We start from the raw sequence: 23,630 nt of genomic DNA on the forward strand, positions 1-23,630 counted from the left end.
CCAATGGCATGAATCGATGAACCTTCACGAGTATCAAGGCAAACAGCTGTTTGCTGATTATGGTCTACCAGTGTCTAAAGGCTTTGCCGTGGACACTCCCGAAGAAGCTGAAGAAGCGTGTAAAAAGATCGGCGGTGACATGTGGGTGGTTAAAGCCCAGGTTCACGCTGGCGGCCGCGGTAAAGCGGGCGGCGTTAAGCTGATTAAAGATCCGGCTGAAGCAAAAGCTTTCGCCGAGCAGTGGTTAGGCAAGAACCTGGTAACCTTCCAGACTGACGAAAAAGGTCAGCCGGTTGCTAAAATTTTGGTTGAGACTTGCACCGATATCGCTGACGAGCTGTATCTCGGCGCCGTCGTTGATCGCACCACTCGTCGCGTGGTCTTCATGGCCTCTACTGAAGGCGGTGTTGAAATCGAGACCGTTGCAGAAGAAACGCCAGAAAAAATTCTGAAAGCCGAAATCGATCCGTTGGTTGGTGCACAGCCCTACCAAGCGCGTGAGCTGGCATTTGCTCTGGGCCTTAAAGGCGACCAGGTCAAGCAGTTCACCAAGATCTTCCTGGGCCTTTCTAAGCTGTTCCATGACAAAGATCTGGCACTGTTAGAAATTAACCCGCTGGTTATTACCGACGAAGGCAATCTGCACTGCCTCGACGCGAAACTGGGACTCGACAGCAACGCGCTGTACCGTCATCCGGACCTTCAAGCGATGCGCGATCCTTCCCAGGAAGATCAGCGTGAAGCTGATGCAGCGAAGTGGGAACTGAACTACGTAGCGCTTGATGGCAACATCGGCTGCATGGTTAACGGTGCTGGCCTGGCCATGGGCACCATGGACATCGTCAACCTGAGTGGCGGCAAGCCTGCTAACTTCCTGGACGTTGGCGGCGGTGCGACCAAAGAGCGCGTTGCAGAAGCGTTCAAGATCATTCTGTCTGATGACAACGTCAAAGCGGTTCTGGTGAACATCTTCGGCGGTATCGTTCGTTGCGACATGATTGCTGAAGGCATCATCGGTGCTGTTGAACAAGTTGGTGTTAACGTTCCAGTGGTTGTGCGTCTGGAAGGTAACAACGCTGAATTGGGCGCTGAAAAACTGGCGTCTAGCGGTCTGAACATCATCGCTGCTACCAGTCTGACCGACGCGGCTCAGCAGGTTGTAAAAGCAGCGGAGGGCAAGTAATGAGCATCCTGATCGATAAGAACACCAAGGTCATCTGCCAAGGTTTCACGGGTGGCCAGGGCACGTTCCACTCCGAACAGGCGATTGCCTATGGCACGCAAATGGTCGGTGGTGTTACGCCGGGCAAAGGCGGCCAGACGCACCTGGGCCTGCCCGTTTTCAACACCGTGAAAGAAGCAGTTGAGAAAACCGGCGCGGAAGCCAGCGTGATCTACGTTCCGGCACCGTTCTGTAAAGACTCGATTCTTGAAGCTGCTAACGCTGGCATCAAGCTGATCGTGTGCATCACCGAAGGTATCGCGACGCTAGACATGCTCGAAGCAAAAGTAAAATGTGACGAGCTGGGCGTACGTCTGATCGGCCCGAACTGCCCAGGTGTTATCACGCCTGGCGAATGTAAAATTGGCATTATGCCGGGCCACATTCACCAGCCGGGTAAAGTCGGTATCGTGTCGCGTTCAGGCACCCTGACTTACGAAGCCGTTAAGCAGACAACTGACCATGGTTTCGGTCAGTCTACCTGTGTAGGCATCGGTGGTGACCCGATTCCGGGTTCTAACTTTATCGACATTCTTGAAATGTTCGAGAAAGACCCGAAAACCGAAGCGATCGTGATGATCGGTGAAATCGGTGGTACGGCTGAAGAAGAAGCAGCGGCTTACATCAAAGCCAACGTTTCTAAGCCTGTGGTTTCCTACATTGCCGGTGTCACTGCACCTCCTGGCAAGCGTATGGGCCATGCGGGCGCAATCATCTCTGGCGGTAAAGGTACTGCGGATGAGAAGTTTGCTGCCCTGGAAGATGCTGGTGTTAAAACCGTGCGTTCTCTGGCTGAAATCGGCGATGCACTGAAAGAAGTCACTGGCTGGTAAGCTATCGACCTCTAGTCGCACGCGATAAGGGCGCCCCTCGGGGCGCCCTTATTCGTTGGTGCATGGTTATCCTTCCGGCGTTTTATGGTCGGGTTTTCTGCGTAGCATTCGGTAGCTGTACAGAATAAATAGTGGCGCCCCCACCGCTAAATAGAGGTGGTAGCTCACCAGTCGCCACACTAAGACGGCTGCTGCGGCCTGCTCGCGTTCCATCAAGGGCAGCAACAAACTGCCAACGCCCACTTCGGCGGCACCTGCGCCGCCAGGAAGAAAGCTCAGCTGGCTGGCCGCCATGGCCAGCATTTGGGTTAAAAACGTCCACATCCAATCGGCATGGCCGCCCACGCCCAGCACCGCGACATAGAGTAAGCTATAGCGCATTAGCCAATGCGCTGCGGTAAGCATCATCATCGCGAGCAGCGTCGTAGGGGGAAGCGCGAGTGTGACCTTGAGCGCATATCGGCATCGTAATAAGCGCCTTACTAACCAGCGCCGTCGGTAACGGCTTGGCCATGTCGTTATAACGCCACCTGCACGCAGCAGGCTGGGTAAATAACACATCACACCACTGACCAGCGTCGCCATAAATGCTAAACCGACCAGTGACCACTGTACTAGTGACTGATGCGGCCACTGGGTATCGCTGGCCAGCGAAAAGAGCACCAAACCGCTCAGCATGGTAAGGAAGAACAGCAAATCACAGCCTTGGTCAATCAAAAACACCGCTGCCCCTTTGGCGGGAGGAAAGCCTCGTCGTGCAAGCAGGATAAGTAGAGTGGCTGGTCCTCCACTCCCTCCAGGCGTAGCGCACAACGCAAACTTTGATGCCAGTTCGATGCCCAGTGCACCACGTTGACCAAGTTGCCCTGCACGGCCACCTAACATTAGCCGCAGCCTTGTTGCATTCAGGTTCCAACACAGAAACGCTAATACCAGCATCAACAGCAATAACGCGAATGGAAAATGTTTAATACGCTGCAGCGCCTCAGCACCGCCCAGCCAAGTGGTAAGCACTAGCGGAGCCAAGAGCGCCCCCGCCAGTAGCAAACCATGCAGCGGGCGAAAACGCAGTAGTCGTTGGGGCTTAGTGGTGGTGGACGAGGGCATTGGGCCGTTCAATTTTGCAAAGGTCGATGTAGTGCTCGAGAAGAGACTGGATAACGCTATCCCAACTGAACTGTCGTTCGACAAAATGACGGGCATAACGCCCGCTGGCAGCGATGTCATTGCTGAACAAGGCTGTGCATGCCTCGGCCATGGCCCCCGGGTCGAGTGGCTGGCACAGAATGCCTGCGCCTAATGGCACATTTTCAGCCAGCGCACCGGCCCTGGCACCCACGATAGGGATACCGCAGGCCATCGCTTCTTGAGCGATCAAGCCAAAGGTTTCCCGAGTTCCCGCATGCAGAAGGGCATCGCTACTGGCGAGTGCTTTGGCCACTTCATGTGCGCCGCAGCAGCGATCCACGACAGTGACATTGTTGGGTACCTGATGGGGCATGCCGGGACCCATCAGCAATAAATGGTAATCACTGCCGAGCTGGCGCATCGTCGCCAGCAGCACATCAATATTTTTCTCGCGGGAATTGCGACCGACAAAGATCAGCAGCTTTTTATCGCTGGGAATACCCATGCCTTGGCGGAAGGAGGGATCTCGCTGCTGGGGGTGGAAATGGTTTAAGTCGACCCCTAATGGCTGTACGCGAACGTTATCGACTCCCCACTCCCTGAGTCGATTAGCCATAGCGTTACAGGGTGCCAGCACGCTATCAAATTGGCAGTAGAGGTCTTTGACATAGCGCGTTAAGCGTTTCTCAACGTAGCGGCCAAAGCGATCCCCCATTAAGCGCGGAAGGTCTGAGTGATAAAAGCCTACCACCGGCACTCCAAGCTTTTGGCCTGCGGCGAGGGCTGCCCACGCCGTTACATAAGGGTCGCCAGCCTCGATAATATCAGGTTTAAGATCAATCAGCGCATCGCGCCAGCGTGACCCTTTCAGCGGAAAGCGGTAGCCCTGGCCCAGGGGGAGGTGTAGCGCTGGCAAGGTGTGGTGGTCACCCAGGCTATCGCGCTCAGCTCCCGGCACTAACAGGCTAGTGCGTAGGTTTGCCGTGTGCGCTAGCACCCGGTGTTTAGCTTGCAGGTAAGTACGAACGCCGCCGCTTGCCGGGGCGTGAAACATGGTCACATCAGCGATGTGCAAGGTAACCTCCGAACTACAAGGGTGTCATCGGATTACCATAAGGAAGAAATAAGTCAGTTCTGCGACAGTTAATGGGCGGCGGGAAAATAAAACGCCACGGCAATGCCGTGGCGTGGGCAGGGCAAGGTAACGTTATTCTGTGGGTTTGGCGACCAGTGAGCGGGTTTCCTCACGGGCTTCTGTTAGCGCAATGCGCAGGCTGTCGCCCAGCTTGTAGCGCTCTTCGCCTTCAATCTGAATGCGCCCCTCTTTATCATCAATGACCACTTTATCGCGATCGCTGTGCATTAGTGGGGCGGGTACGAAGGCGGTAGCACCATTTTCCAACAGGCGTACTCGCATACCACCACGGTTGATCGCCATGATCTCTGCGTCGAAGGCATCTTGGTTTTGAGCCGCTGGCGTTAAGTAGCGAACGTAGAGCCAATCTTTTACGTCGCGTTCTGCCATACGGTTCAGGCGCCGCCGCTCAGTGAGTTGCTCGGTGAGCTGCTGGCTGGCTTCTGCCGGAGCCTGTTCACCTTTAAGCACACGCTTGATCAAACGATGGTTGACCATATCGCCGTACTTACGAATTGGCGACGTCCAGGTGGCATAAGCCGGTAGCCCAAGACCAAAGTGCGGGCCAGGTTGAGCTGACATGCTGGTAAAGCCTTGGAAGCGGCGCAGGCGCGCGTCCAGCCAGGCATCATCACGGCTTTCGAGGGCGCGCTTTAGCTCTTTGTAGTGAGCTAGCTCAGTCAGCGCTTCCTGGGCAACTTCAATCTCCTGAGTTGCTAAGAACTCTTGAGCAGATTCGGCTTTTTCAGGCTCAAAAGCGCGGTGCACATTAAAGATACCGTGACCGATATGTTTGGCGAGGAAGTCCGCGCAGCAAGCGTTAGCGGCAATCATCGACTCTTCAATCATACGGTTGGCAATGCGGCGATCTTCGGTGCGAATGCCTAAGACGTTGCCCGCGTCGTCCAGGTCGAAAACGTAATCAGGACGATCTTTAAACACCAGCGCATGTTCGTTGCGCCAAGCGGTGCGCGCTTCGGTCAAATCGCGTAGTGCTTTCAGCTGTTCAGCGATATTGTCAGCGGGAGCCCACTCGCCTTGACCGTCAATCCAGTCGGAAACGCGGTCATAGACTAGTTTGGCGTGGGATTTTACGTTAGCCGCAAAAAAGCGGTAATCACCTAGGCTGCCGTCGGCATTAATGTCCAGCGAGCAGGCAAGGGCAGGGCGATCCTGGCCTTCCCACAACGAACAGAGGTCATCCGCCAGCTGTTCAGGCAGCATGGTCACGTTCTGGCCGGGTAAGTAGACCGTAAAAGCACGGGTGCGCGCTTCAAGGTCGGCCGCGTGGCCTTCTTCAACGTAGGCTGTTGGGTCAGCGATCGCAACGCTTAGTCGCCAGCCGCCGCTTTCCAGCGCTTCCACGTGAAGCGCGTCGTCCATATCGCGGGTTTTTTCGCCATCGATAGTAAAGAAGGGCTGTGCCGTGAGGTCTTCACGGGTTAACCCTTCATCATGCAGTGGCCACTCGGTACCTGCGTCCGGGCATTCCTGTTCCAGCGCATGGCGGGCAAGGGTGACACGCCACGGAACGGCGGGATCGTCGGCCTTAGCCACTAGCTCATCAATTTGCGTAAAGAAGCCGCGATCGTTCTCTTTCAGCGGGTGGCGTACCAGCCGCGCGACAACCCAGTCGCCATCAGCAATGGTGGCTTCATCCAGGCTGTTCTTTATGCGCGCCTTTAGCACATTGCGAATCGACGGATGGTCGGGCACAACGGCTAAACGGTCTTCGCGCTTCTGAACACGGGCAACAAAGCGGTCAAGCCCAGCTTCGATCAGCTTTTCAGGCTCTACGGACTTTTTGTCGCCGTTTTCATGGATCACCGCCTCGACGCGATCGCCATGGAGTACTTGCTTCATGGCGGGGGGCGGCACGAAATAAGATTCACCGCTGTCGGTTTCAAGGAAACCGAAGCCTTTTTCGGTGGCTTTGATCACCCCTTCAGCGCGTGGGGTGGTATCACGGATCTGTTGCTTGAGCTGGGCAAGCAATGAGTTGTTTTGCAGCATGTGTTCAATCAGTTGGCGAGAGTAGCCTGCCACTATACGGATTCCCAAAGGCCGCGCCAATCGTGGTTACCCTGAAGTTCGCTTTGGCCCCAAACTATCAACGATCTGCGTTCAATCTTGTGCGTGCTTTATTGCCTTATTGGCCAGCTCGAACGTCACTATTCAACCATAGTTGTAGCTAATTGGTATTTGATTGGTATCTCATTGGGTCTATAGTGGTATCTAATTGGTATGGCCGCTACTGGGAGACACTCATGGACCCACGCTTTACTCAGCTACATCTTGATCCTCAGGGCGCAACACCGCTTTATCAGCAGTTAGCGCGTCAGCTAGAACAAGCAATTGATACGGGAGCCTGGCAAGCCGGCGAGGCGTTGCCTTCTGAGCGCAACTTGGCCGAAAGCTTAGCGGTTTCGCGCATTACTGCGCGGAAGGCGTTAGATCGCCTAGCAGAACTTGGGCTGATTCGCCGAAGCCGTGGCTCGGGCACGTTTATTACCCCTCGCCTCAATCAATCCTTGTCACGGCTCGCCAGTTTTACCGAGCTGCTGACCCAGCGTGGGTTTACGCCGAGTTCTCTTTGGTTGGAACGCAAGCTGGCCAACCCCAGTGCAGAAGAGAGCATGCGCCTTGGCCTGGGGGCTGATGCCCAAGTCGCGCGTCTCAAGCGTTTGCGTTTAGCCGATGGGGTGGTAATGGCGGTCGAAGAGAGTTGCCTCCCCATCTCGGTGCTGCCCGATCCTCTCCGGGTCGATACATCCCTTTATGCGGTGCTGGAAGCCAGCGGCAAAGGCATAGCACGTGCTTTGCAGCATGTGACGGCTATCAATGCCAGCGAGGAGTTGGCGGCGCTTGCTGAGGTGCCTGAGGGCCAGGCACTGCTCAAAGTGACGCGTCTAGGCTATCTCTCAGATGGCTCTCCGGCGGAGCTTACCGTTACCTACTGCCGCACTGATTATTACGACTTTATGGTCGAGATGACCCGCTAGGAGGTTTTATGCAGTTTGGCAATATTCTCACCTCTGAGGGCTGGCGCCTGGGAGAGATCCACTGGGAAGACGGGCGTATTAGGCGCATTGACGGCGATCCGGTAGATCCTGATACCAATGACCATCCACGCATTATTCCCGGCTTTATAGATTTGCATGTGCATGGTGGTGGTGGTGCCGACACCATGGAGGGCGGCACAGCTCTTGCCACCCTAGCGCGCACCCACGTGCGTTTTGGCACCACCCGTTTTCTTGCTACCACCATGACGGCGCCAGATGAGCGGATCCGTCAGGTGTTAGGCGATATCGCCCGCTATATGGAAGCGCAGGAGCCGGACGCCGCTAAGGTATTGGGCGTTCATTTGGAAGGTCCCTATATCAATCCCGGCAAGCTGGGTGCTCAACCTGCCCATGCGCGTAATGGCGTGATTGAGGAGGTGGATGAGCTGTGTGCTTTGGCCCCCATCCGCTTACTGACACTTGCCCCTGAGTTAGCTGGCCACTATGCATTAATTCGCCATCTCAGCGAACGCGGCGTGCGGGTTCAGATAGGGCATACGCTTGGCAGCTATGAAGAGGGCGTTGAGGCATTGGCTCATGGTGCCTGCGGGTTTACTCATCTGTTCAATGCCATGACCGGACTGCATCACCGCAAGCCGGGAATGGTCGGCGCAGCGCTCGCCCATGCGCAGTACGCCGAAGTGATTCCTGATCTGCTGCATGTACACCCTGGTGCCATCCGTGCCGCCTTACGTTGCATCCCTAATCTCTATGCGGTTACCGACTCCACGGCAGCGGCAGGCATGCCAGACGGTGATTACCGTCTAGGTGAGCAGACCGTCACCAAATGTCTGGGAGGTGTGCGTTTGGCTGACGGCACCTTGGCAGGCAGTACGCTGACCATGGATCAGGCGTTACGTAACTTCGTTAGTCTCGGTCTTACCCTGGCGGACGCCTCGGATCGCCTGTCACGTTTCCCTGCCGACTTCCTAGAGATCGACGACATTGGCCGCCTGCAAGAGGGCGCATTGGCGGACCTGGTCATCCTTGACCCCCAACTTCAACTCCAAGCGGTCTATGTCGAAGGCCGTCATATCTGTGGAAACGCCCAAGGAGCCTCTTAAATGTCTTTGATGCTTGAAGAAACTCGCAACGCCCCTGAACGTGTTCGCGGTCAGCTGCAGCGTAATCACGCGTTGCTTGCTGCACTAGGTGAACGCTTGCGCCTTGCCGAGCCGACTGCCGCAGTCACCGTGGCGCGGGGTAGTTCCGATCATGCCGCCAGCTACTTCGCCTACCAATGCATGCAGCGTAAAGGCATTCCTGTGGCCTCGCTGCCTCCCTCGCTGACCACCCTGGCGAAGGCACCTTGGCGACTAACAGGGCAATTGTCCTTGGCGGTTTCCCAATCTGGACAAAGCCCTGACCTAGTGGCGATGCAGCAGTCGCTCGCTGCCGCTGGGGCTCGAACGATAGCGTTAGTCAATACGCCGCAGTCGCCTCTGGGCGCGGCCAGCGATAGTGAAATTCCGCTCTACGCGGGAGAAGAAAAAAGTGTCGCTGCCACCAAAAGCTACTTGGCCACGCTTTCTGCCATGGCGCAGCTTATCGGCCACTGGCAGGAAGACCGCCTGCTACTCACTGCTTTGGAACAACTTCCAGAACGACTGACCCAGGCCCTGGCGATGGATTGGTCCCCAGCCATCGAGGCATTACTAAATGCCGACAAGATGATGGTGATTGGTCGTGGAGCAGGTCTTGCAGTCGCTCAGGAAGCGGCGCTCAAGTTTAAAGAAACCTGTGCGATTCAAGCGGAATCCTTTAGCGGTGCCGAAGTTCGCCATGGTCCGATGGCGCTAATTGGCCCTGATTATCCGGTGCTGGTATTCGCGCCACCAGGGCCCGAACAGGCTGGCTTGCTGGAGTTAACCGAGTGGCTCAAGAGTGTTGGCGCCCGGGTAGTCCTTGCTGCCGACAAGAGCGTGGTACAGCGCAATTTGACCTTGGTAGATGCTGGTCATGAGGCTCTGCAGCCACTGTCGGTGATTCAGAGCTTTTATCAAATGGTGGCTGGTCTTGCTGAGGCCCGGGGAAGCGATCCAGATCGCCCACGGCACCTCAATAAAGTTACCTGCACCCTGTAACGTATAACAACAATCTTGGGAGTCCTCCCATGTCAGATTCAAATCAATCATTAACGCTGCGGGCCCCCGTGGCGGCGGTTGTGGTACCCCTAGCAGCAGTGCCCGATCCGGTTTTCGCCAGCCTAACCCTGGGAGAGGGCATTGCTCTCGATCCACTGGGCGAATGCCTGCATTCCCCCTGTGATGGTGAAGTGGTGCAGTGCGCGCGTACCCATCATGCGTTCACCTTGAGAACCGCGGCTGGTGTTGAATTACTGCTTCACCTTGGCCTGGATACGGTTGAGTTAAACGGGAAAGGTATTGAGCCTTTGGTCGCCGTAGGTGATCAAGTGCGCGCGGGTGACCCGCTGTGCCGCTTCGATGCCGATGCGTTAGCGCTGGGCGCAAGTGCGCTGATTACTCCATTAGTGATCACCGAAGCGGCTGGTTGGCAATTACTGCCGTCGAAGCACCGTGAGGGTGAGCGTGTTTCCCTTGGTGAGCCTTTACTGGTGCTAACCCGCACGGCTATTGAGCAATCCGATACACGTGCCGATGGGCCGTTAGCTGAACGCCGCGTGACCCTAGCCTTGGCATCGGGGCTGCATGCGCGACCGGCTGCTCGACTGCGTGCTATTGCTCGAAAGCATAACGTTAATCTGACGGTGCAACAGGAGTGTTCAAGCGACAACGCTGCCAGTGCTAGCGCCGCTAGTCTTAGCGCATTAATGAACTTGGGCCTGACCGAAGGCGCAACGTTAAAACTGACTGCCCAGGGAGAGGCTGCTGAGGCCGCGCTGGATGCCGCCGAGCGTCTGTTGACTACGCCTGAAGCCGAAGAACATAGCGCACCTGCGTCGTCTACATTAACCGCAGTGGCACTTAAAGAGGGCGAACTAGCTGGCTTAGTGGCTAGCCCTGGTTTAGCCATCGGTCCGCTTGTCTCTTATCAATTGCCGCTACCCGCCGTGCCCTTGATGGGCGAGGGCGAAGCCGTTGAGACAGCTAGCTTGAAAAAGGCGCTGTTAAGCGTTGGCGAGGCGTTAGCCAACGCTGAAACGCAAGCAACGCGCCAGGGGCAGAGCGCCGAGGCGGAAATCTTTGCTGCCCATGGCGCCTGGCTCGATGATCCCGATTTGGCGGCAGCTGCAGGTAAGCACATTAGTGAAGGTCGCAGCGCTGGCCAAGCTTGGCGTGAGGCGCTTGATGGCGAGGCCGCAAGGCTTGCGGCGAGCGGAAATGCGCTGCTTGCCGCAAGAGTTGCTGATCTGCGCGACTTGCAGCGCCGTGTGATGGTGGAACTAAGCGACGACCAGCAAGCGGCACTTCCTGAGTTGCCTAAAGGGGCCGTCGTCGTTGCTGATGAGCTGACACCCTCAGAGCTGGTGGCCGTTGCTACCCAGCACCCTGCTGGGCTGTGTCTCGCGGGCGGCGGCACCACTTCCCATGTGGCCATTTTGGCACGCGCCCGAGGTATTCCCTGCCTCGTGGCCATGGGGGCGAGCCTAATCGACGCTGCTAATAGCGCCACAAGCGAGAGCGTCATTCTAGATGCGGAAAATGGGCGCTTGGCGTTGAGCCCTAGCGCTACTCAACGGGCGGAAGTGGCAGAGCGCATTGATGCTCGCCGTTATGAAGCTGAGCAAGCGCAAGCGTTGGCGCATGAACCAGCGATGACTCTGGACGGGCGAGAAATTGAGGTATGCGCCAATATCGGTGGCGCCGAAGAGGCGCGTTTGGCGGCAGATTCGGGGGCTGATGGTGTCGGCCTACTGCGCAGTGAGTTTCTTTTTCTTGAGCGAGATAGTGCCCCCAGTGAAGCGACTCAGCGTGATGAGTATCAGGCTGCGGTGAAGGCCTTAGATGGCAAGCCTGTGATTATTCGCACCCTGGATATTGGTGCAGACAAGCAGCTTCCTTATCTGCGATTGCCGTCAGTACCTAACCCAGCGCTGGGCGTGCGGGGCGCTCGTTTGTGGGCCAGCCAGCCTGAACTGCTGGAGACCCAGCTGCGAGCGCTACTCGGCGTTACGCCGTTGGAAACGTTGCATATCATGCTGCCGATGGTGACGGAGGTTGGCGAGCTGCGCGAAGTGCGCAAGCGTTTAGAGACGTTGGCCAGCGAAATGGGACTCGATGCGCGGCCGCGCCTTGGTGCCATGATCGAGGTGCCTAGTGCTGCTCTGTGCGCCAGAAGCCTCGCTGTTGAAGCCGACTTTCTGTCAATCGGCACCAACGATTTAACCCAGTACACCCTGGCGATGGACCGTGAGGACCCGGCGCTCACCGCACGAGCGGATGTATTGCATCCCGCGGTGCTGCGGCTGATTCAAGCGACGGTAGACGGCGCGAAAGGGCACTGCCCCGTGGGAGTCTGCGGTGCCGCCGCGGGTGATGAACGGGTCGCGCTTCTGCTCGTCGCGCTGGGTGTCGATGAACTCTCTGTAGAACCTGCACGTGTGCCTGCAGTGAAAGCTGCCCTGCGTTGCCTGAATGCTGCCGCACTGGCAGATGAACTTCCCGCACTACTGGCCTTGGACGATGCGACCGCTGTACGCCAGCACTTAAGCGCATGGCTTGCTAAGGCCAACCAAACCGACATAACAACAACGACCCTTGAGAGGTGCTGAAATGTCTTCTACGACCTTCGGTTCCCGCCTAATGGGCGGACTACAGCGGCTTGGCCGCTCTCTGATGCTACCTATCGCAGTATTGCCCATTGCAGGTCTATTGCTGCGACTTGGGCAGCCTGATCTGCTGGATATTGCCTTTATTGCTGGCGCTGGCCAGGCCATTTTCGCCAACCTGGCGCTGATTTTTGCTATCGGCCTAGCCGTAGGCTTCGCGGATGATAGTAACGGCGCTGCTGGCCTGGCCGGGGTGATTGGCTATCTGGTGCTAGATGCGGTGCTAACCGCGCTTAACCCTGAGATCGATATGGGGGTGCTGGCAGGGATTATTGCCGGCAGCGTTGCAGGCCTGCTTTATAATCGCTATAAGTCGATTCAGCTCCCTGATTATTTGGCCTTTTTTGGTGGGCGACGCTTTGTGCCTATTGCCACTGGCCTAGCTGCAGTAGCAATGGGGGTTGTTTTTGGGGTGATTTGGCCGCCCATCCAACATGGCATTGATGCACTTGGTCACTGGCTGATTGGCGCCGGTGAGCTGGGACTTTTCGTGTACGGAACGATTAATCGTTTGTTGATTGTGACGGGGCTGCACCACGTGCTGAATAGCCTGGTGTGGTTCGTCTTCGGTAATTTCGAGACAGCCTCTGGGGTAGTGGCCAATGGCGACCTTAATCGTTTCTTTGCCGGTGACCCTGAAGCAGGGCGCTTTATGGCGGGCTTTTTCCCGGTAATGATGTTCGGCCTGCCAGCCGCGGCGTTGGCCATGTATCATGCCGCACCAAAAGGACGCCGTGCCCAGGTGGGTGGCTTGTTACTTTCGCTGGCATTGACGGCTTTCCTGACCGGTGTCACCGAACCCATCGAATTCACCTTTATGTTCCTGGCACCGCTGCTTTATGGCATGCACGCAGTGTTAACGGGCATTTCCATGGCGCTGCTGCACTGGCTGGACGTGAAGCTTGGCTTCACCTTCTCCGCAGGGGCCTTTGACTTTGCACTCTCTTACGGGCTTTCCACCAATGGTTGGCTGATGCTGCCTGTCGGCCTCGTCTATTTTGTTCTGTACTACACGGTATTTCGCTGGGCCATCGTCCGCTTTAATCTACCTACCCCAGGGCGCGAGCCGGAAAGTGCTTCCTCCGCAGCAGCCCCAACACCACTCGGTGAGCGTGGCCCCGCGTTTGTCACGGCGTTAGGTGGCGCGAGCAACCTGCAAAGCGTAGGTGCCTGTACGACTCGGTTACGCTTGGTGCTGGAGAATCCTGAGGCAATTGATGAGCCGGCTCTGAAATCGTTGGGCTCTCGGGGGATTATGCGTCTCCAGGGCGGTGGTCTCCAGGTAGTGATGGGGCCCATTGCAGATGGTATCGCAGATGAGATTCGACAAGCGCTCAAGCAGAGTGGAGCGGCGGTTGATGCTAATACCTCTTCTCATAGCCCTTCTGAACATAGTCCTTCTGAACATAGCCCTGGTACCCCCGCAAACCCTTCTCAACCGACTGCATTGCCCGCCGAGGTGGCCCAACGCTGGATGGCTGCCTTAGGTGGTAATGCCAACGTGCAACGGCTGGACGTCCAAGCCCAGACACGCCTGCGCGTGGAGCTAGTCGATGGCGCTGGTCTAGACAGCGCAGCGCTTGACCAACTGGGATGTAGAGGCATCCAAGCGTTGAACGGCAATACATGGCATCTGATCGTCGGCGATCAAGCCGCTACTATCGCGCATTCACTAAGAGCCTAACGCTCGTAATCGACACCCGTTACTCGGCAACGGCTGAGTAACGGGGAGCCGTGGCGATTTAGCCAAGACTTCTACGTATAGACCCATGTTTATGGGGCAGCGTTGCGCTGCCCCACAGACCCCGCACGTCTTTAAAACGCGCACATCACTGCAACGCTAATACAAAATCAACAACAATCGGATACGACGCCATGCTGATATCAAGCATACCTACGCCCCAAAAAGGGCAGCCGTTAGGTCGCTTTGGTCAACTAGCCCTGATCGGTACTTTATCGTTGGTTCCTTTGACGTCTTCCGCCGACGAGCCTCAGGGCTTTATGGAAGAGGCCAGCCTTGAGACCACCCTGTTTTATATCTATCGCGACCGTGATCGTCGCTCGGGAGGTATGGGGCCGGATGGCGAGGGCACTCCAGGGGCTTACGCTTCCAATCTGCAGCACTCCACCGCCAATCTGGCTGTCGACTTCTCGAGTGGTCACGCGGGGGGCGTTGTGGGGCTGGATCTAGCCGCCTTTGCTGCCTACGACTTTCAGAACCGTCACCAGGGCACGGAATTCAATTTTCGTCCAGCAAGCACTCTGTGGGAAGAGCGCTGGGACGGTAAGGAAACGAATGGTGCCAGCCTCTACCGGGCCGCACTCAAGTTCAAGTTTGGCGATATGTGGGGGCGGTTAGGGTATCTGCAGCCCCAAGGCACCAGTGTCATCGCCCCTAACTGGTCCTTCCTACCAGGCACTTATCGCGGTGGAGAACTCGGCGCCAGGATAGGTGACCTATCGCTGAGCTATTTTCATGCTGATCGTTACAAGGCCCCTTGGTATCAGAGCTTCTACGAGTTCCGCCAAGCTGATGGAGAGACGATCGACTATCTGCACTCGCTGGGAGCACGCTACGAAATCACCGAAGACCTGGTGCTCGAGGCGGCTTTTGGGCAAGCCCAGGGCTATATGGATCAAGGGTTCGGTAAGGTTTCTTATGCCACCCAGCTGAACGATTCCCCGCTGCGTTTGAGTTACCAGGCCTACGCCGCCCGTGACCGTCATGACGATGGTTCGGCCAACGACGTCTATGACGGCACTGCCTGGCAACAGGTGCTTACCGCTCACTATGATCAAGGTGCCTTCGATTGGCGGCTTGAGTTTAGCTGGGTGCATGCACCTGGGTCTCAGGGCTACTTCCTGCCGCGAATGACCACTCCTTATGCATCGTCCAACGGCCGCTTAGATATCTGGTGGGATGCCCGGTCCGACTGGAATCACGATGGTGAAAAGTCCCTCTACGCCGGTGTCACCTATGACCTGGAAGGCTGGGATTTGCCTGGTTGGTCACTGGGCTTGGCTCATGCTTATGGCTGGGATGCTCGTCCCTACTCAGGTTTTGAGGACCCCGGGCGCCGCTTTAGTGAGTCCGCCTGGAACTTTGACGTGCATTACAAAGTTCAGAATGGCTGGGCCGAGGGCACGCGTTTTCAACTGCACTATACCCGCTACGACAACCGCACCGACTACGCCTCCTGGGGAGATGGCGGCTTTAAAAATGCCTTTCAAGATGAACACGACATCAAGTTCACGGTCGTGGCTCCTTTCTCGATTCTGTAATGCTTGAGGTGAAAACAATGACAACATTGACGAAGGCCCTAACGACACTGGCTATCGGGGTTGCAATCAGCTCGGCGGCAGCCCAAGCCAGCGAAACCACTCAGCTTGACGCGTCGTCTGCCCGCGACTTGGCGCAGCGGCTGGACGTGCAGTACACGATAACCGCCAACCAGCCACAGGCGCATGATATCGACTGCCAGAGGTTGGGGGCGGATTACGCCGCCTGCTTCACCGCGACGATCCTTTTGACCAATACCTCCGATAAGGCCATTGAGGCGAGCGACTGGGGGCTGTATTTCTCGAGTATTCGTCGTCTGCTGCAGATGGATCATCCTGAACTGTCGCTGACGCGTATCACAGGGGATCTCCATCGCCTTGAACCCAATGACACCTTTACTGGACTGGACGCTGGAGAGAGCCTGGAAATTCCCATCGTGGGTGAGTACTGGCAGCTATTCATGACCGATGTGATGCCCAACTGGTACCTGGCAGTGGGCGATGAAACAGCGGTTATTGATAATACCCGTGACGAAGTGCTGACCGATTTTGTCCGTGCGCCTTTCGGTGAGCAGCTTATGCGTACACCGGACGATAACAACGTGGTGATGACGGCCGAGACACGCTTCGAGCGCAACACTGCGGCCACTGCAATGCCCGCCGACGCATTGCGTGGAGCTATTTTGCCGACACCGCGCTCATCTCGCCTGGGAGAGGCTACTCTCGATTTGTCTGAAGGGGTCAGCCTCGAGATGCCAATGCTGAGCGAGGCCAGCCTAGCGGTACTGGGAGAGCGCTTTGAACGGCTCGACATCCCCGTCAACAAAGGTGGCGACAGCTTGGTGATCCGAGCCCGCTTGGCCTCTGAGTCAGACGTTCTCGATGAAGCATTGGCACGGGAGGGGGGCTATCGCCTGCAGCTCAATGAGTCCGGTGCCGATATTCTGGCCTTTGACGCCACTGGGGCTTTCTACGCTGTCCAGTCGCTAATAGCGGCCATGGATGAGGCGGGATTGGTGCCAGCGATGGACATTGATGACGCTCCACGTTACGACTATCGCGGTGTCATGCTGGATGTTGCACGGAATTTCAAAGATAAGGCCTCAGTGTTGCGCTTGCTTGATCAGATGGCTGCGTACAAGCTCAACCGTTTCCATTTCCATCTCACTGATGATGAGGGCTGGCGGCTGGAAATTCCGGGGTTGGCGGAATTAACCGAAGTAGGCAGCAAGCGCTGTCATGATCTGGCAGAAACGAACTGCCTTTTACCTCAGCTGGGCTCTGGGCCAGAGGACGATACTGCCGGTAGCGGTTTCTACACCCGTGAGGATTATATCGATATCGTTCGCTATGCCGAGGCTCGCCATATTCAGGTGGTGCCTGAGATTGATATGCCGGCCCATGCTCGCGCCGCTGTGGTGGCTATGGAAGCGCGACATCGTCGGCTGATGGAGGGCGATAGTGCGGCAGCCAACGAGTATCGATTAATCGACCCCGAAGATACGTCCAATACGCTGTCGGTTCAGCTCTATGATCGTCGCAGCTACCTCAATCCCTGTCTTGAGTCGACGAACCGCTTTGTCGATAAAGTGATGGGCGAAGTGGTATTGATGCACCAAGAGGCGGGCCAGGCGCTGGACAACTGGCACTTTGGTGGTGATGAAGCCAAGAATATCCTGCTGGGTCATGGTTTTCAGGATATCGATGCCGAAGAACCGGTCGACTGGCGAGGAACTATCGACCAGAGTGATCAGCACCATCCCTGGGAGGCGTCGCCAATTTGCCAACAGAGCGTTGCCGATGGAGAGGTCGCCTCTGTAGAGGAACTGCCGAGCCGTTTTGCCCTACAGGTCAATCAACTCGCTGATAGCTACGGAATAGCGCGGATGTCAGCCTGGCAAGACGGCCTTAAGCATGTTGAGTCCGCCGCCGAGTTTGCGACGCCGCAGGTTGCTGTCAATTTCTGGGATCCGCTGTTTTGGGGCGGTAGCCAGTCAGTGGCCGAGTGGCAGGCGCGGGGCTATGAGGTGATTCTTTCGAGCCCAGATTATCTCTACTTCGATATGCCCTACGAGGTCAATCCACACGAACGAGGCTACTACTGGGCGACACGTTTCACCGATACTCGCAAAGTGTTCTCCTTTGCCCCCGATAATCTAGCGCAAAATGCGGAAACCTCAGTTGACCGAGACGGCAATACCTTTCGTTCCGAGAGCGCCCAGGGGTGGCAAGGTGCTCGGGGGATTTCCGCGCAAGCCTGGGGTGAAACGGTACGTAGCGAGACGCAGATGGAGTACATGATCTTCCCGCGTCTGCTAGCGTTGGCCGAGCGAGCCTGGCACCAAGCCGAGTGGGAACTCGATCATCAACCGGGTCAGGCGTTCATCGGTGGCGAGACGTCCTTTGTTGACGATGAGTCGTTGATCGAGGACTGGCAGCGTTTTGCCAACCTGCTTGGCCAGCGTGTCCTACCACGGCTAGACCGTGATGGAATCGCTTATCGTCTGCCGCTGCCAGGAGCCCGGGTTGAAGCGGGTAGGCTAGTGGCCAATGTCGCGCTACCAGGAGTAAGTATTGAGTACTCTTTGGACGACGGGGCGAGCTGGCAGGTCTATCAGGACAACGTGCCCCCCGAGGTGGAAAATACGGTGCTATTACGCAGTGCCAGTGCCAATGGTCAGCGGCATAGCCGTGTCGTGACGCTAAATTAACCAGCGTTAAGATAGCGAAGAGCCCTCTTCAGGCGGCGTTGCCTTAGAGGGCTCTGATCCGGCTGGGAGCGACGAGCGTAATCGGATAAGCTGAGAAGTTCTATCATCAGGAGTGCACCATGACATCACGCCTTATCGTTTCCGACCTTGACGGTACGCTGTTAGGCAGCGACCACCAGCTGCACGACAACACTATTGAGGTGCTGAGAGCGCTTGTATCGCAGGGCCATCATGTCGCGCTGGCGTCTGGTCGCCACTATAACGATATGCGCGTGTTTCGCGATCAGTTGGATATCCCTGCCTATTTAATCAGTACCAACGGGGCATATATCCATGCTCCAGACGGCACACTTTTGAGTGCGACCCATCTTGAACCAGCCTACGTCGAAACGCTTATTCAGTTGCCGCGCCCGCCCCAGGTAAGGCTCAACCTTTACCGTGAAAGCGGCTGGTATATCGATGCCGACGCACCGCATCTGTTGTCATTGCATGCCTCGACGGGCTTTCGTTACGAGGTTGTGCCGCAGGCAGCGATGGATGCTGATGGGGTTGGTAAAGTGCTCTACATAGGCGATCCGGCTGCGTTAGCGCAACTGGAATGTCAGGCCCAGGAGGCGCATGGCCACAGCCTACATATCACATACTCAACGATCGACTCTTTAGAAATTATGGCGGGTGGCGTTAATAAAGGCGTGGCCTTAACGGCGCTGCTGGAAAAGCTAAAGCTGACGCCGGCAGAGTGCTTAGCATTTGGCGATAACCTAAACGATACTGAAATGCTTAATCTGGCAGGGGAAGCCCAGGTAATGAACAACGCCCACCCTGAGCTTTTTGATCGAGTTTCCAACGCTGAGCGTATCGGCCATCATGGCGAAGCGGCTGTGGCTCGGTGGCTAGCAAAACGCTTCGCGCTGTAATAACCGCTTCACGCTGCAACCTTGGTCGATGGCTGCTTGCGATAGGGTGGCCACTCCACCATCATCTAGCCCCTAAAATGATAATAACCAGCCAACCACCCAAGGGCGCTTTGCTACCATGACAACCACGCCTGCTACCTTGATGGTCATTGATGACGACTCGGAAATCCGCGAACTACAGATACTTATATATGACCGGTATAGACTAATTGAGTGAACTTTACTGGGCTACAGAATGACAGCGCAATTGCCCCCGGCGAACGCTTGTCGCTACGCGTCGATATGGCCCGCGCCGTGCTGTTTGATGCCGAGACTGAACAGCGCTTGGCGTAAATAGATCGGCCTCCCACAAAGGCATTCAGCGCTACTTTGTGGGAGGGAGCGCTAGCTTACAAAGTGCGCTTACTTTTGATGACGCGTGGCGGGGGTAGGCTCTTTATCGAGCCGTTTGATTTGCCTCCACAGGTCTTGGCGTAGATCGGCCAACTTGGGTTGCTCTTCATCCGTAAAGGCCACCGGGCGACATAGACGCTGGGCGCGTAGCCCTAAACGGGCGCTCAGTAGGCCTGTGGCCAAACCTTGGCCCGCACGGGCGGAAAGCCTGCCTGCCAAATCAAGCGAAAGCATATCCATGCTGGCATCAGTGGCCAGTTCACTGGCCCCCGCAAAGGCCATGTTATGCAGCACATTACGGAAAAGCCGCAAGCGACTGGCATAGCCTAGTTCCAATCCATAAAGTCGGCAGAGTCTGTCGACCATGGCAAGGCTGCGCCAGGCCACCAGTGCCATATCCACCAATGTAAGCGGGCTGATGGCCACCATAATGGCCGTTTCGCCAGACATACGGGTAATCAGGCGTTGGGCTTCGCGGTCGCGGGGTGCTAGTAGGTGGTAGCGCAGCAGTGTTTGTATCTCTTCACCGCTATGATGGGGCTGGCAGGCGCGTTGAAACGCCTGCCAATGAGGATCATCGTCGCTCAGTTTTAGCTGGCGCTTGAGCTGCTCTGCCATGGATTGGGCTTGCTTGGTAGAGCGTTGTGGCAGCTCGGCTAGGTCATGGCGTAATCGGTCATGGCGCTTTAAGCGGCGCAGGCGGCCAAGCTCTTTCAACAACGACAGACCGCCTAAACCAATCAAGCTAATGCCAAACAGCTGCCAGGCCATGGTCATCCACTGTGACTGGGAAAAGGCGTCTGGAATGCCGGTGGCAAGTTCTACGCTGCCCAAAGTGGCACCGCCTACCAGGGCAAACATCAACCCCCAACGGCGCTTTCGGGGTGTGCTCAGGCTCGCTTCCGGAAGTGCTTGGAGGTCTGCCTGGGGAGTTAGCGGCTGATGCGATTCAGTCGCGGCAAAGCTTTCACGCTGCCGCAACTGTTCGGGGCTGGGGGCGGGTGCTTCTTCTGTCTGGAAATCCCGGCGCGGCTGAGGATTACTCATATCAATTTATCTCCAATCAGCCAGTCGATAGCGGCGTCCATGCGGATGTGTGAAAGCGCTTCGCTGTCAACAGACATTGGGCGAAAGCTGGGAAAGTCGAAGCCCTGCTGCAGCCAAAAATCGGGTTTCGGAAGACGGTTTGGCACGTCACCTGGGTAGACCAGTACATCTTCGCCTTCAAGGGTAGTGCCTTTTAGCGCGGGGGTGCGCTTGCCTTCGTGGAGCACTTCACGGGCTTCAGTGGCGCGTATGGCAGCCAGTGACAATGCCTTCACCGGAATGTCGGCAAAACGCAGGTCTTTAAGTGGCTCAGCAAGTAACGCCTCCAGCAGTTGCACAACATTGCCGTGTTGGTCGGGCGTCACGTGGTCAGCTTTAGTTGCAGCAATGGCCAGACGGTCTATTTTCGGCGCAAATAGACGCGTCAACAGGCTGCGCTTGCCGTAATCGAAGCTTTGCATCAGCTGGCGCAGCGCATGGGAGAGGTCTTCAAAGCGTTCCGGCCCGGCATTAAGCGCACCAAGCACATCGACCAGCACAATCTGACGGTCGAAACGACGGAAATGGTCACGATAAAAGGGCCGTACCACTTGCTGCTGATAGTAGCGAAAGCGCGCGGCCAAGGTGGCGTAAATACTAGTATCAGGTAGTGCTTCCAGGGTTTCTTTTGGTGCATTTAATTCAGGTAGCGGAAAAAATTGCAGTACTGGCGCGCCATCTAGCTCGCCAGGGAGCAAAAAACGTCCTGGCTGAAGATCGGAAAAGCCTGCCTGTTTAGCCCGGCGAAGACCTTGGGCATAGGCATCTGCGAGGGCTGCCAGTTTAGCTTCATCAGCCTCGGCGGCAGGGTCTAGTTGTTCAGCCTCCGCTAGCCATTCGTTGAATAACACCTTCCGGTATGGCCCTTCATGCAGTGACTGCGCCTGGCACCAGCTGTAAAAGTCGTGCTGTAGCAGGGGTAAATCCAGCAGCCACTCGCCTGGGTAGTCGAACAAGTCGAGGGTTAAGTGGGCAATGTCTGGGGTGAACCAGCCTTGTTGGGCAGGGCGGTAGCGTAGCTGTAAGCGCAGTTCACTGATGCCACGGGTGGGTTCGGGCCAGCGCGGCGGCGTAGCACGTAGCGCCGCCATGCCTGGGTCATAGGGGAAACGCGGCACGCCAAGGTCAGGTTGGTTCAACCGCTGCGCACCCAGCAAACGCCCTTCACGGGCGGCGGGTAACAAGTCTAGTTGAGCCTCTACCCCAGCGTGGCGCAGTTGGTTAACCAGTGACGTTAGAAACGCGGTTTTCCCTGCCTGAGACAGCCCCGTTACCGCCAGCCTTAATTGCCGGTCACGGCCTCGCTCTAATAAATTGCTCAGTTCGCGACTTAACGGCTGGCGCATCCTATCAATTCCTTATTAGTACAACCTGGGAAAGCATGGGTAGGGTGGCGATGATAAACCCAACCACAGCGACGCTATACCCTGGCCAGCGGCGCTGCATTTTTTGCGCAAGTGTTAAGCCAACTAAGCATACCACCATGCCGATCAGGTTAAAGGCAAAGGTGGCAGCCTCCAGCCATTGCTGTGGATCCATTATGTCTCCCTTAAAAACATTAATTGCTTTGATGATAACAAAGCCTTGATGAACCGAGGATTAACCGCGGCTTAATGTCGTACCTAATAGGTGTTGTGCGCCGGGGACTAGCCATACTGGATCTAGGCGGGTGTTAGCAGCTTCAACGCAAAAAAAGTGACGTGCCGCGTCGGCAGGCGTATCGCTGGGCAAATCGCTGTCTGGGTGCCACACCACGGTGGAGTCGCTGGATTGTTTGGCAATACGCAGCGTACGCTGCCCATCGTTCAACAGTACGGCTTCATTGGTGTGATAAATACGGTCGACGGCTCCGCGAATAGCCAGCGTGCCCTGTTGTTGGTCTTCGCCAAAACCGCGCAGTTTGTCTAAATAACGTGCGCCGGCCAACCCTTCCAGGCGGCACTGGTGCACATCACTAACCGCCAAATAGGTATGTAGCGCACCGCTGATTTTGACCGGTACTTCGCCAATATTTTCGCTAATTAATTCGACGTTCAAGCGTTGGGCATTCGCTTGAATGACGACGCGAGCGGTTAGCTGACTATGTAGACGCTCGATAGGAGAGAGATGCACTTCAATACCTTCAGCGTGATCATCAATCGCGTCTAAACGCCACTGAGCGTGACGAGCAAGTCCGTGAAAAGGGCCGTTACGGTCAGGGCTTTCATCGGCATAGCGTTCGTCGCCAAACCAGGGCCAGCATAGGGGAATACCACCACGGATCGCACCTGGAAGCGCCTGCGGTGTGGGGGTAACCCAAAGCCAGCCGGTGTCGTCAGCGGGTGCAAAATGCAGCACTTGTGCGCCCTGTAGGCTAATTGCCATTTCTCCCCAAGCCATCTTGAACAGCGCTATGTCGCGCCCTTGCCAGGTTACCTGCTGGTGGCCGTCTACATCGGACAGTAATTGCTTGAGAGAATCGGGAATCATAGGGTTTCCTTGTAAGGAAGGGTATCAAATGGGCAGGACCGTAGCGCCGTGTGCTATGGTAGGACAAGCAACAGTTATACGTAAAACAATGCGGATAAAACGTTGCAGTTAAGATGTTATAGGTAAAACCCTGACGAAAGTGAACATCAAGGAGGCACTATGGGCTTTATTGCGTGGTTGATTATTGGTGGTTTGGCTGGCTGGATCGCTGGCAACATCATGCGTGGCGGTGGTTTTGGTATTTTGGGCAATATTGGTGTCGGTGTTGTTGGCGCAGTGCTTGGCGGGTTTTTATTTAGCCTGTTAGGTCTGCAAGCGGGCGGTTTTATCGGTTCGTTGGTGACCGCAACCGTCGGTGCAGTCGTGTTGTTATGGATAATCAGTAAAGTTAAAAGCGCTTAGCATAGCCAACCTAGTGCATTATTTACTGCCCGGCCCTGCGCCGGGCAGTGCTGTTTTAGGCGCTCGATTTTTGCCTTGTTTTAACGTTTCATCGCTATCGGCCTGCGCGCCACTTTCCGTTACACTATGCCCTCTTAGCAATGCCATTTTGACGATGTCGTTATAACGGCGTCTCTTTTTATTTTAAGCGGCCTTATTGTGTAGGCTGCTCACTCTTTTTTATTTTCATTAATAGCTTCCTGT

The 23,630-nt window shown here is 56.2% G+C and carries 18 protein-coding genes; 11 read left to right on the forward strand and 7 right to left on the reverse strand.

Annotated features, from left to right (window positions below):
• Positions 1 to 16: 16 nt before the first annotated feature.
• Together sucC and sucD are read left to right on the forward strand one after the other, a co-directional pair.
• Positions 17 to 1,183: an ADP-forming succinate--CoA ligase subunit beta gene (gene sucC / locus K7H08_RS05790; protein WP_095602385.1), complete on the forward strand. Its 1,167-nt coding sequence runs from the start codon at positions 17 to 19 to the stop codon at positions 1,181 to 1,183.
• A complete protein-coding gene (gene sucD, locus K7H08_RS05795) occupies positions 1,183 to 2,055 on the forward strand; it encodes a succinate--CoA ligase subunit alpha (protein WP_009722518.1) in 873 nt (290 codons plus the stop codon). The genes sucC and sucD overlap by 1 nt, the downstream gene beginning before the upstream one ends.
• Before the next feature lie 66 nt (positions 2,056 to 2,121).
• Here sucD and K7H08_RS05800 read toward each other — a convergent pair whose 3' ends face one another.
• The 3 genes from K7H08_RS05800 to K7H08_RS05810 all read right to left on the reverse strand — a co-directional run bounded on the left by K7H08_RS05800 (position 2,122) and on the right by K7H08_RS05810 (position 6,331).
• A complete protein-coding gene (locus K7H08_RS05800) occupies positions 2,122 to 3,162 on the reverse strand; it encodes a lysylphosphatidylglycerol synthase transmembrane domain-containing protein (protein ID WP_231657437.1) in 1,041 nt (346 codons plus the stop codon).
• On the reverse strand, positions 3,140 to 4,258 hold the full coding sequence (locus K7H08_RS05805; RefSeq protein WP_231657438.1) for a glycosyltransferase family 4 protein: 1,119 nt from the start codon (positions 4,256 to 4,258) through the stop codon (positions 3,140 to 3,142). Before K7H08_RS05805 ends, K7H08_RS05800 begins: the two co-directional genes overlap by 23 nt.
• A gap of 132 nt (positions 4,259 to 4,390) precedes the next feature.
• Positions 4,391 to 6,331 (reverse strand): exoribonuclease II, encoded by a 1,941-nt coding sequence (locus K7H08_RS05810; RefSeq protein ID WP_089040889.1) that lies wholly within the window; start codon positions 6,329 to 6,331, stop codon positions 4,391 to 4,393.
• Positions 6,332 to 6,585: 254 nt separating this feature from the next.
• Between K7H08_RS05810 and K7H08_RS05815 the strand changes: the two genes are divergently transcribed.
• The 8 genes from K7H08_RS05815 (at position 6,586) to K7H08_RS05850 (ending at position 19,037) form a co-directional block, all read left to right on the forward strand.
• Positions 6,586 to 7,320: a GntR family transcriptional regulator gene (locus K7H08_RS05815; RefSeq protein ID WP_038482427.1), complete on the forward strand. Its 735-nt coding sequence runs from the start codon at positions 6,586 to 6,588 to the stop codon at positions 7,318 to 7,320.
• Positions 7,321 to 7,328: 8 nt separating this feature from the next.
• On the forward strand, positions 7,329 to 8,444 hold the full coding sequence (nagA, locus tag K7H08_RS05820; RefSeq protein WP_231657439.1) for an N-acetylglucosamine-6-phosphate deacetylase: 1,116 nt from the start codon (positions 7,329 to 7,331) through the stop codon (positions 8,442 to 8,444).
• Positions 8,445 to 9,464, forward strand: a complete 1,020-nt coding sequence (locus K7H08_RS05825; RefSeq protein ID WP_120385520.1) for an SIS domain-containing protein — start codon at positions 8,445 to 8,447, stop codon at positions 9,462 to 9,464.
• A gap of 29 nt (positions 9,465 to 9,493) precedes the next feature.
• Complete coding sequence (ptsP, locus tag K7H08_RS05830; RefSeq protein ID WP_231657440.1) at positions 9,494 to 12,073, forward strand: phosphoenolpyruvate--protein phosphotransferase; 2,580 nt, start codon at positions 9,494 to 9,496, stop codon at positions 12,071 to 12,073.
• A gap of 1 nt (position 12,074) precedes the next feature.
• On the forward strand, positions 12,075 to 13,814 hold the full coding sequence (gene nagE, locus K7H08_RS05835; protein WP_231657441.1) for an N-acetylglucosamine-specific PTS transporter subunit IIBC: 1,740 nt from the start codon (positions 12,075 to 12,077) through the stop codon (positions 13,812 to 13,814).
• 191 nt (positions 13,815 to 14,005) lie between these two features.
• A complete protein-coding gene (locus tag K7H08_RS05840; RefSeq protein WP_231657442.1) occupies positions 14,006 to 15,412 on the forward strand; it encodes an OprD family outer membrane porin in 1,407 nt (468 codons plus the stop codon).
• Positions 15,413 to 15,429: 17 nt separating this feature from the next.
• Positions 15,430 to 18,120, forward strand: coding sequence for a beta-N-acetylhexosaminidase (locus K7H08_RS05845; RefSeq protein WP_231657443.1), 2,691 nt, complete (start codon positions 15,430 to 15,432; stop codon positions 18,118 to 18,120).
• Between the two features lie 119 nt (positions 18,121 to 18,239).
• Positions 18,240 to 19,037, forward strand: a complete 798-nt coding sequence (locus K7H08_RS05850; RefSeq protein WP_231657444.1) for a Cof-type HAD-IIB family hydrolase — start codon at positions 18,240 to 18,242, stop codon at positions 19,035 to 19,037.
• Positions 19,038 to 19,439: 402 nt separating this feature from the next.
• Here the strand turns inward: K7H08_RS05850 and K7H08_RS05855 are convergent, their stop codons facing one another.
• The 4 genes from K7H08_RS05855 to K7H08_RS05870 are packed head-to-tail and all read right to left on the reverse strand — an operon-like array spanning position 19,440 to position 22,985.
• Entirely contained in the window at positions 19,440 to 20,477 is a 1,038-nt protein-coding gene (locus tag K7H08_RS05855) for a YcjF family protein (protein ID WP_038482464.1), read from the reverse strand.
• Positions 20,474 to 21,862, reverse strand: coding sequence for a YcjX family protein (locus K7H08_RS05860; RefSeq protein WP_231657445.1), 1,389 nt, complete (start codon positions 21,860 to 21,862; stop codon positions 20,474 to 20,476). Before K7H08_RS05860 ends, K7H08_RS05855 begins: the two co-directional genes overlap by 4 nt.
• A 4-nt stretch (positions 21,863 to 21,866) precedes the next feature.
• Complete coding sequence (locus tag K7H08_RS05865) at positions 21,867 to 22,055, reverse strand: hypothetical protein (protein WP_038482470.1); 189 nt, start codon at positions 22,053 to 22,055, stop codon at positions 21,867 to 21,869.
• A 60-nt stretch (positions 22,056 to 22,115) separates the two neighbouring features.
• The gene (locus tag K7H08_RS05870) at positions 22,116 to 22,985 is read right to left on the reverse strand and encodes a D-hexose-6-phosphate mutarotase (protein ID WP_120385512.1); all 870 of its coding nucleotides are present in this window, start codon (positions 22,983 to 22,985) and stop codon (positions 22,116 to 22,118) included.
• 159 nt (positions 22,986 to 23,144) lie between these two features.
• Here K7H08_RS05870 and K7H08_RS05875 point away from each other — a divergent pair, with 159 nt between their 5' ends.
• A complete protein-coding gene (locus tag K7H08_RS05875; protein WP_009722543.1) occupies positions 23,145 to 23,387 on the forward strand; it encodes a GlsB/YeaQ/YmgE family stress response membrane protein in 243 nt (80 codons plus the stop codon).
• The last annotated feature ends 243 nt before the right edge of the window (positions 23,388 to 23,630 follow it).

The sequence above is a fragment of the Halomonas sp. IOP_6 genome, from assembly GCF_021151565.1.
Lineage (GTDB): Bacteria > Pseudomonadota > Gammaproteobacteria > Pseudomonadales > Halomonadaceae > Vreelandella > Vreelandella alkaliphila.

What these genes read in the sequence shown, in the direction of transcription:
- K7H08_RS05875 (WP_009722543.1), top strand. Translation starts at nt 23,145, where the DNA reads ATGGGCTTTATTGCGTGGTTGATTATTGGTGGTTTGGCTGGCTGGATC.
- nagA (WP_231657439.1), top strand. Translation starts at nt 7,329, where the DNA reads ATGCAGTTTGGCAATATTCTCACCTCTGAGGGCTGGCGCCTGGGAGAG.
- sucD (WP_009722518.1), top strand. Translation starts at nt 1,183, where the DNA reads ATGAGCATCCTGATCGATAAGAACACCAAGGTCATCTGCCAAGGTTTC.
- K7H08_RS05865 (WP_038482470.1), bottom strand. Translation starts at nt 22,055, where the DNA reads ATGGATCCACAGCAATGGCTGGAGGCTGCCACCTTTGCCTTTAACCTG.
- K7H08_RS05840 (WP_231657442.1), top strand. Translation starts at nt 14,006, where the DNA reads ATGCTGATATCAAGCATACCTACGCCCCAAAAAGGGCAGCCGTTAGGT.
- K7H08_RS05855 (WP_038482464.1), bottom strand. Translation starts at nt 20,477, where the DNA reads ATGAGTAATCCTCAGCCGCGCCGGGATTTCCAGACAGAAGAAGCACCC.
- K7H08_RS05870 (WP_120385512.1), bottom strand. Translation starts at nt 22,985, where the DNA reads ATGATTCCCGATTCTCTCAAGCAATTACTGTCCGATGTAGACGGCCAC.
- K7H08_RS05800 (WP_231657437.1), bottom strand. Translation starts at nt 3,162, where the DNA reads ATGCCCTCGTCCACCACCACTAAGCCCCAACGACTACTGCGTTTTCGC.
- K7H08_RS05860 (WP_231657445.1), bottom strand. Translation starts at nt 21,862, where the DNA reads ATGCGCCAGCCGTTAAGTCGCGAACTGAGCAATTTATTAGAGCGAGGC.
- ptsP (WP_231657440.1), top strand. Translation starts at nt 9,494, where the DNA reads ATGTCAGATTCAAATCAATCATTAACGCTGCGGGCCCCCGTGGCGGCG.
- K7H08_RS05825 (WP_120385520.1), top strand. Translation starts at nt 8,445, where the DNA reads ATGTCTTTGATGCTTGAAGAAACTCGCAACGCCCCTGAACGTGTTCGC.
- sucC (WP_095602385.1), top strand. Translation starts at nt 17, where the DNA reads ATGAACCTTCACGAGTATCAAGGCAAACAGCTGTTTGCTGATTATGGT.
- K7H08_RS05810 (WP_089040889.1), bottom strand. Translation starts at nt 6,331, where the DNA reads ATGCTGCAAAACAACTCATTGCTTGCCCAGCTCAAGCAACAGATCCGT.
- K7H08_RS05815 (WP_038482427.1), top strand. Translation starts at nt 6,586, where the DNA reads ATGGACCCACGCTTTACTCAGCTACATCTTGATCCTCAGGGCGCAACA.
- K7H08_RS05850 (WP_231657444.1), top strand. Translation starts at nt 18,240, where the DNA reads ATGACATCACGCCTTATCGTTTCCGACCTTGACGGTACGCTGTTAGGC.
- K7H08_RS05845 (WP_231657443.1), top strand. Translation starts at nt 15,430, where the DNA reads ATGACAACATTGACGAAGGCCCTAACGACACTGGCTATCGGGGTTGCA.
- nagE (WP_231657441.1), top strand. Translation starts at nt 12,075, where the DNA reads ATGTCTTCTACGACCTTCGGTTCCCGCCTAATGGGCGGACTACAGCGG.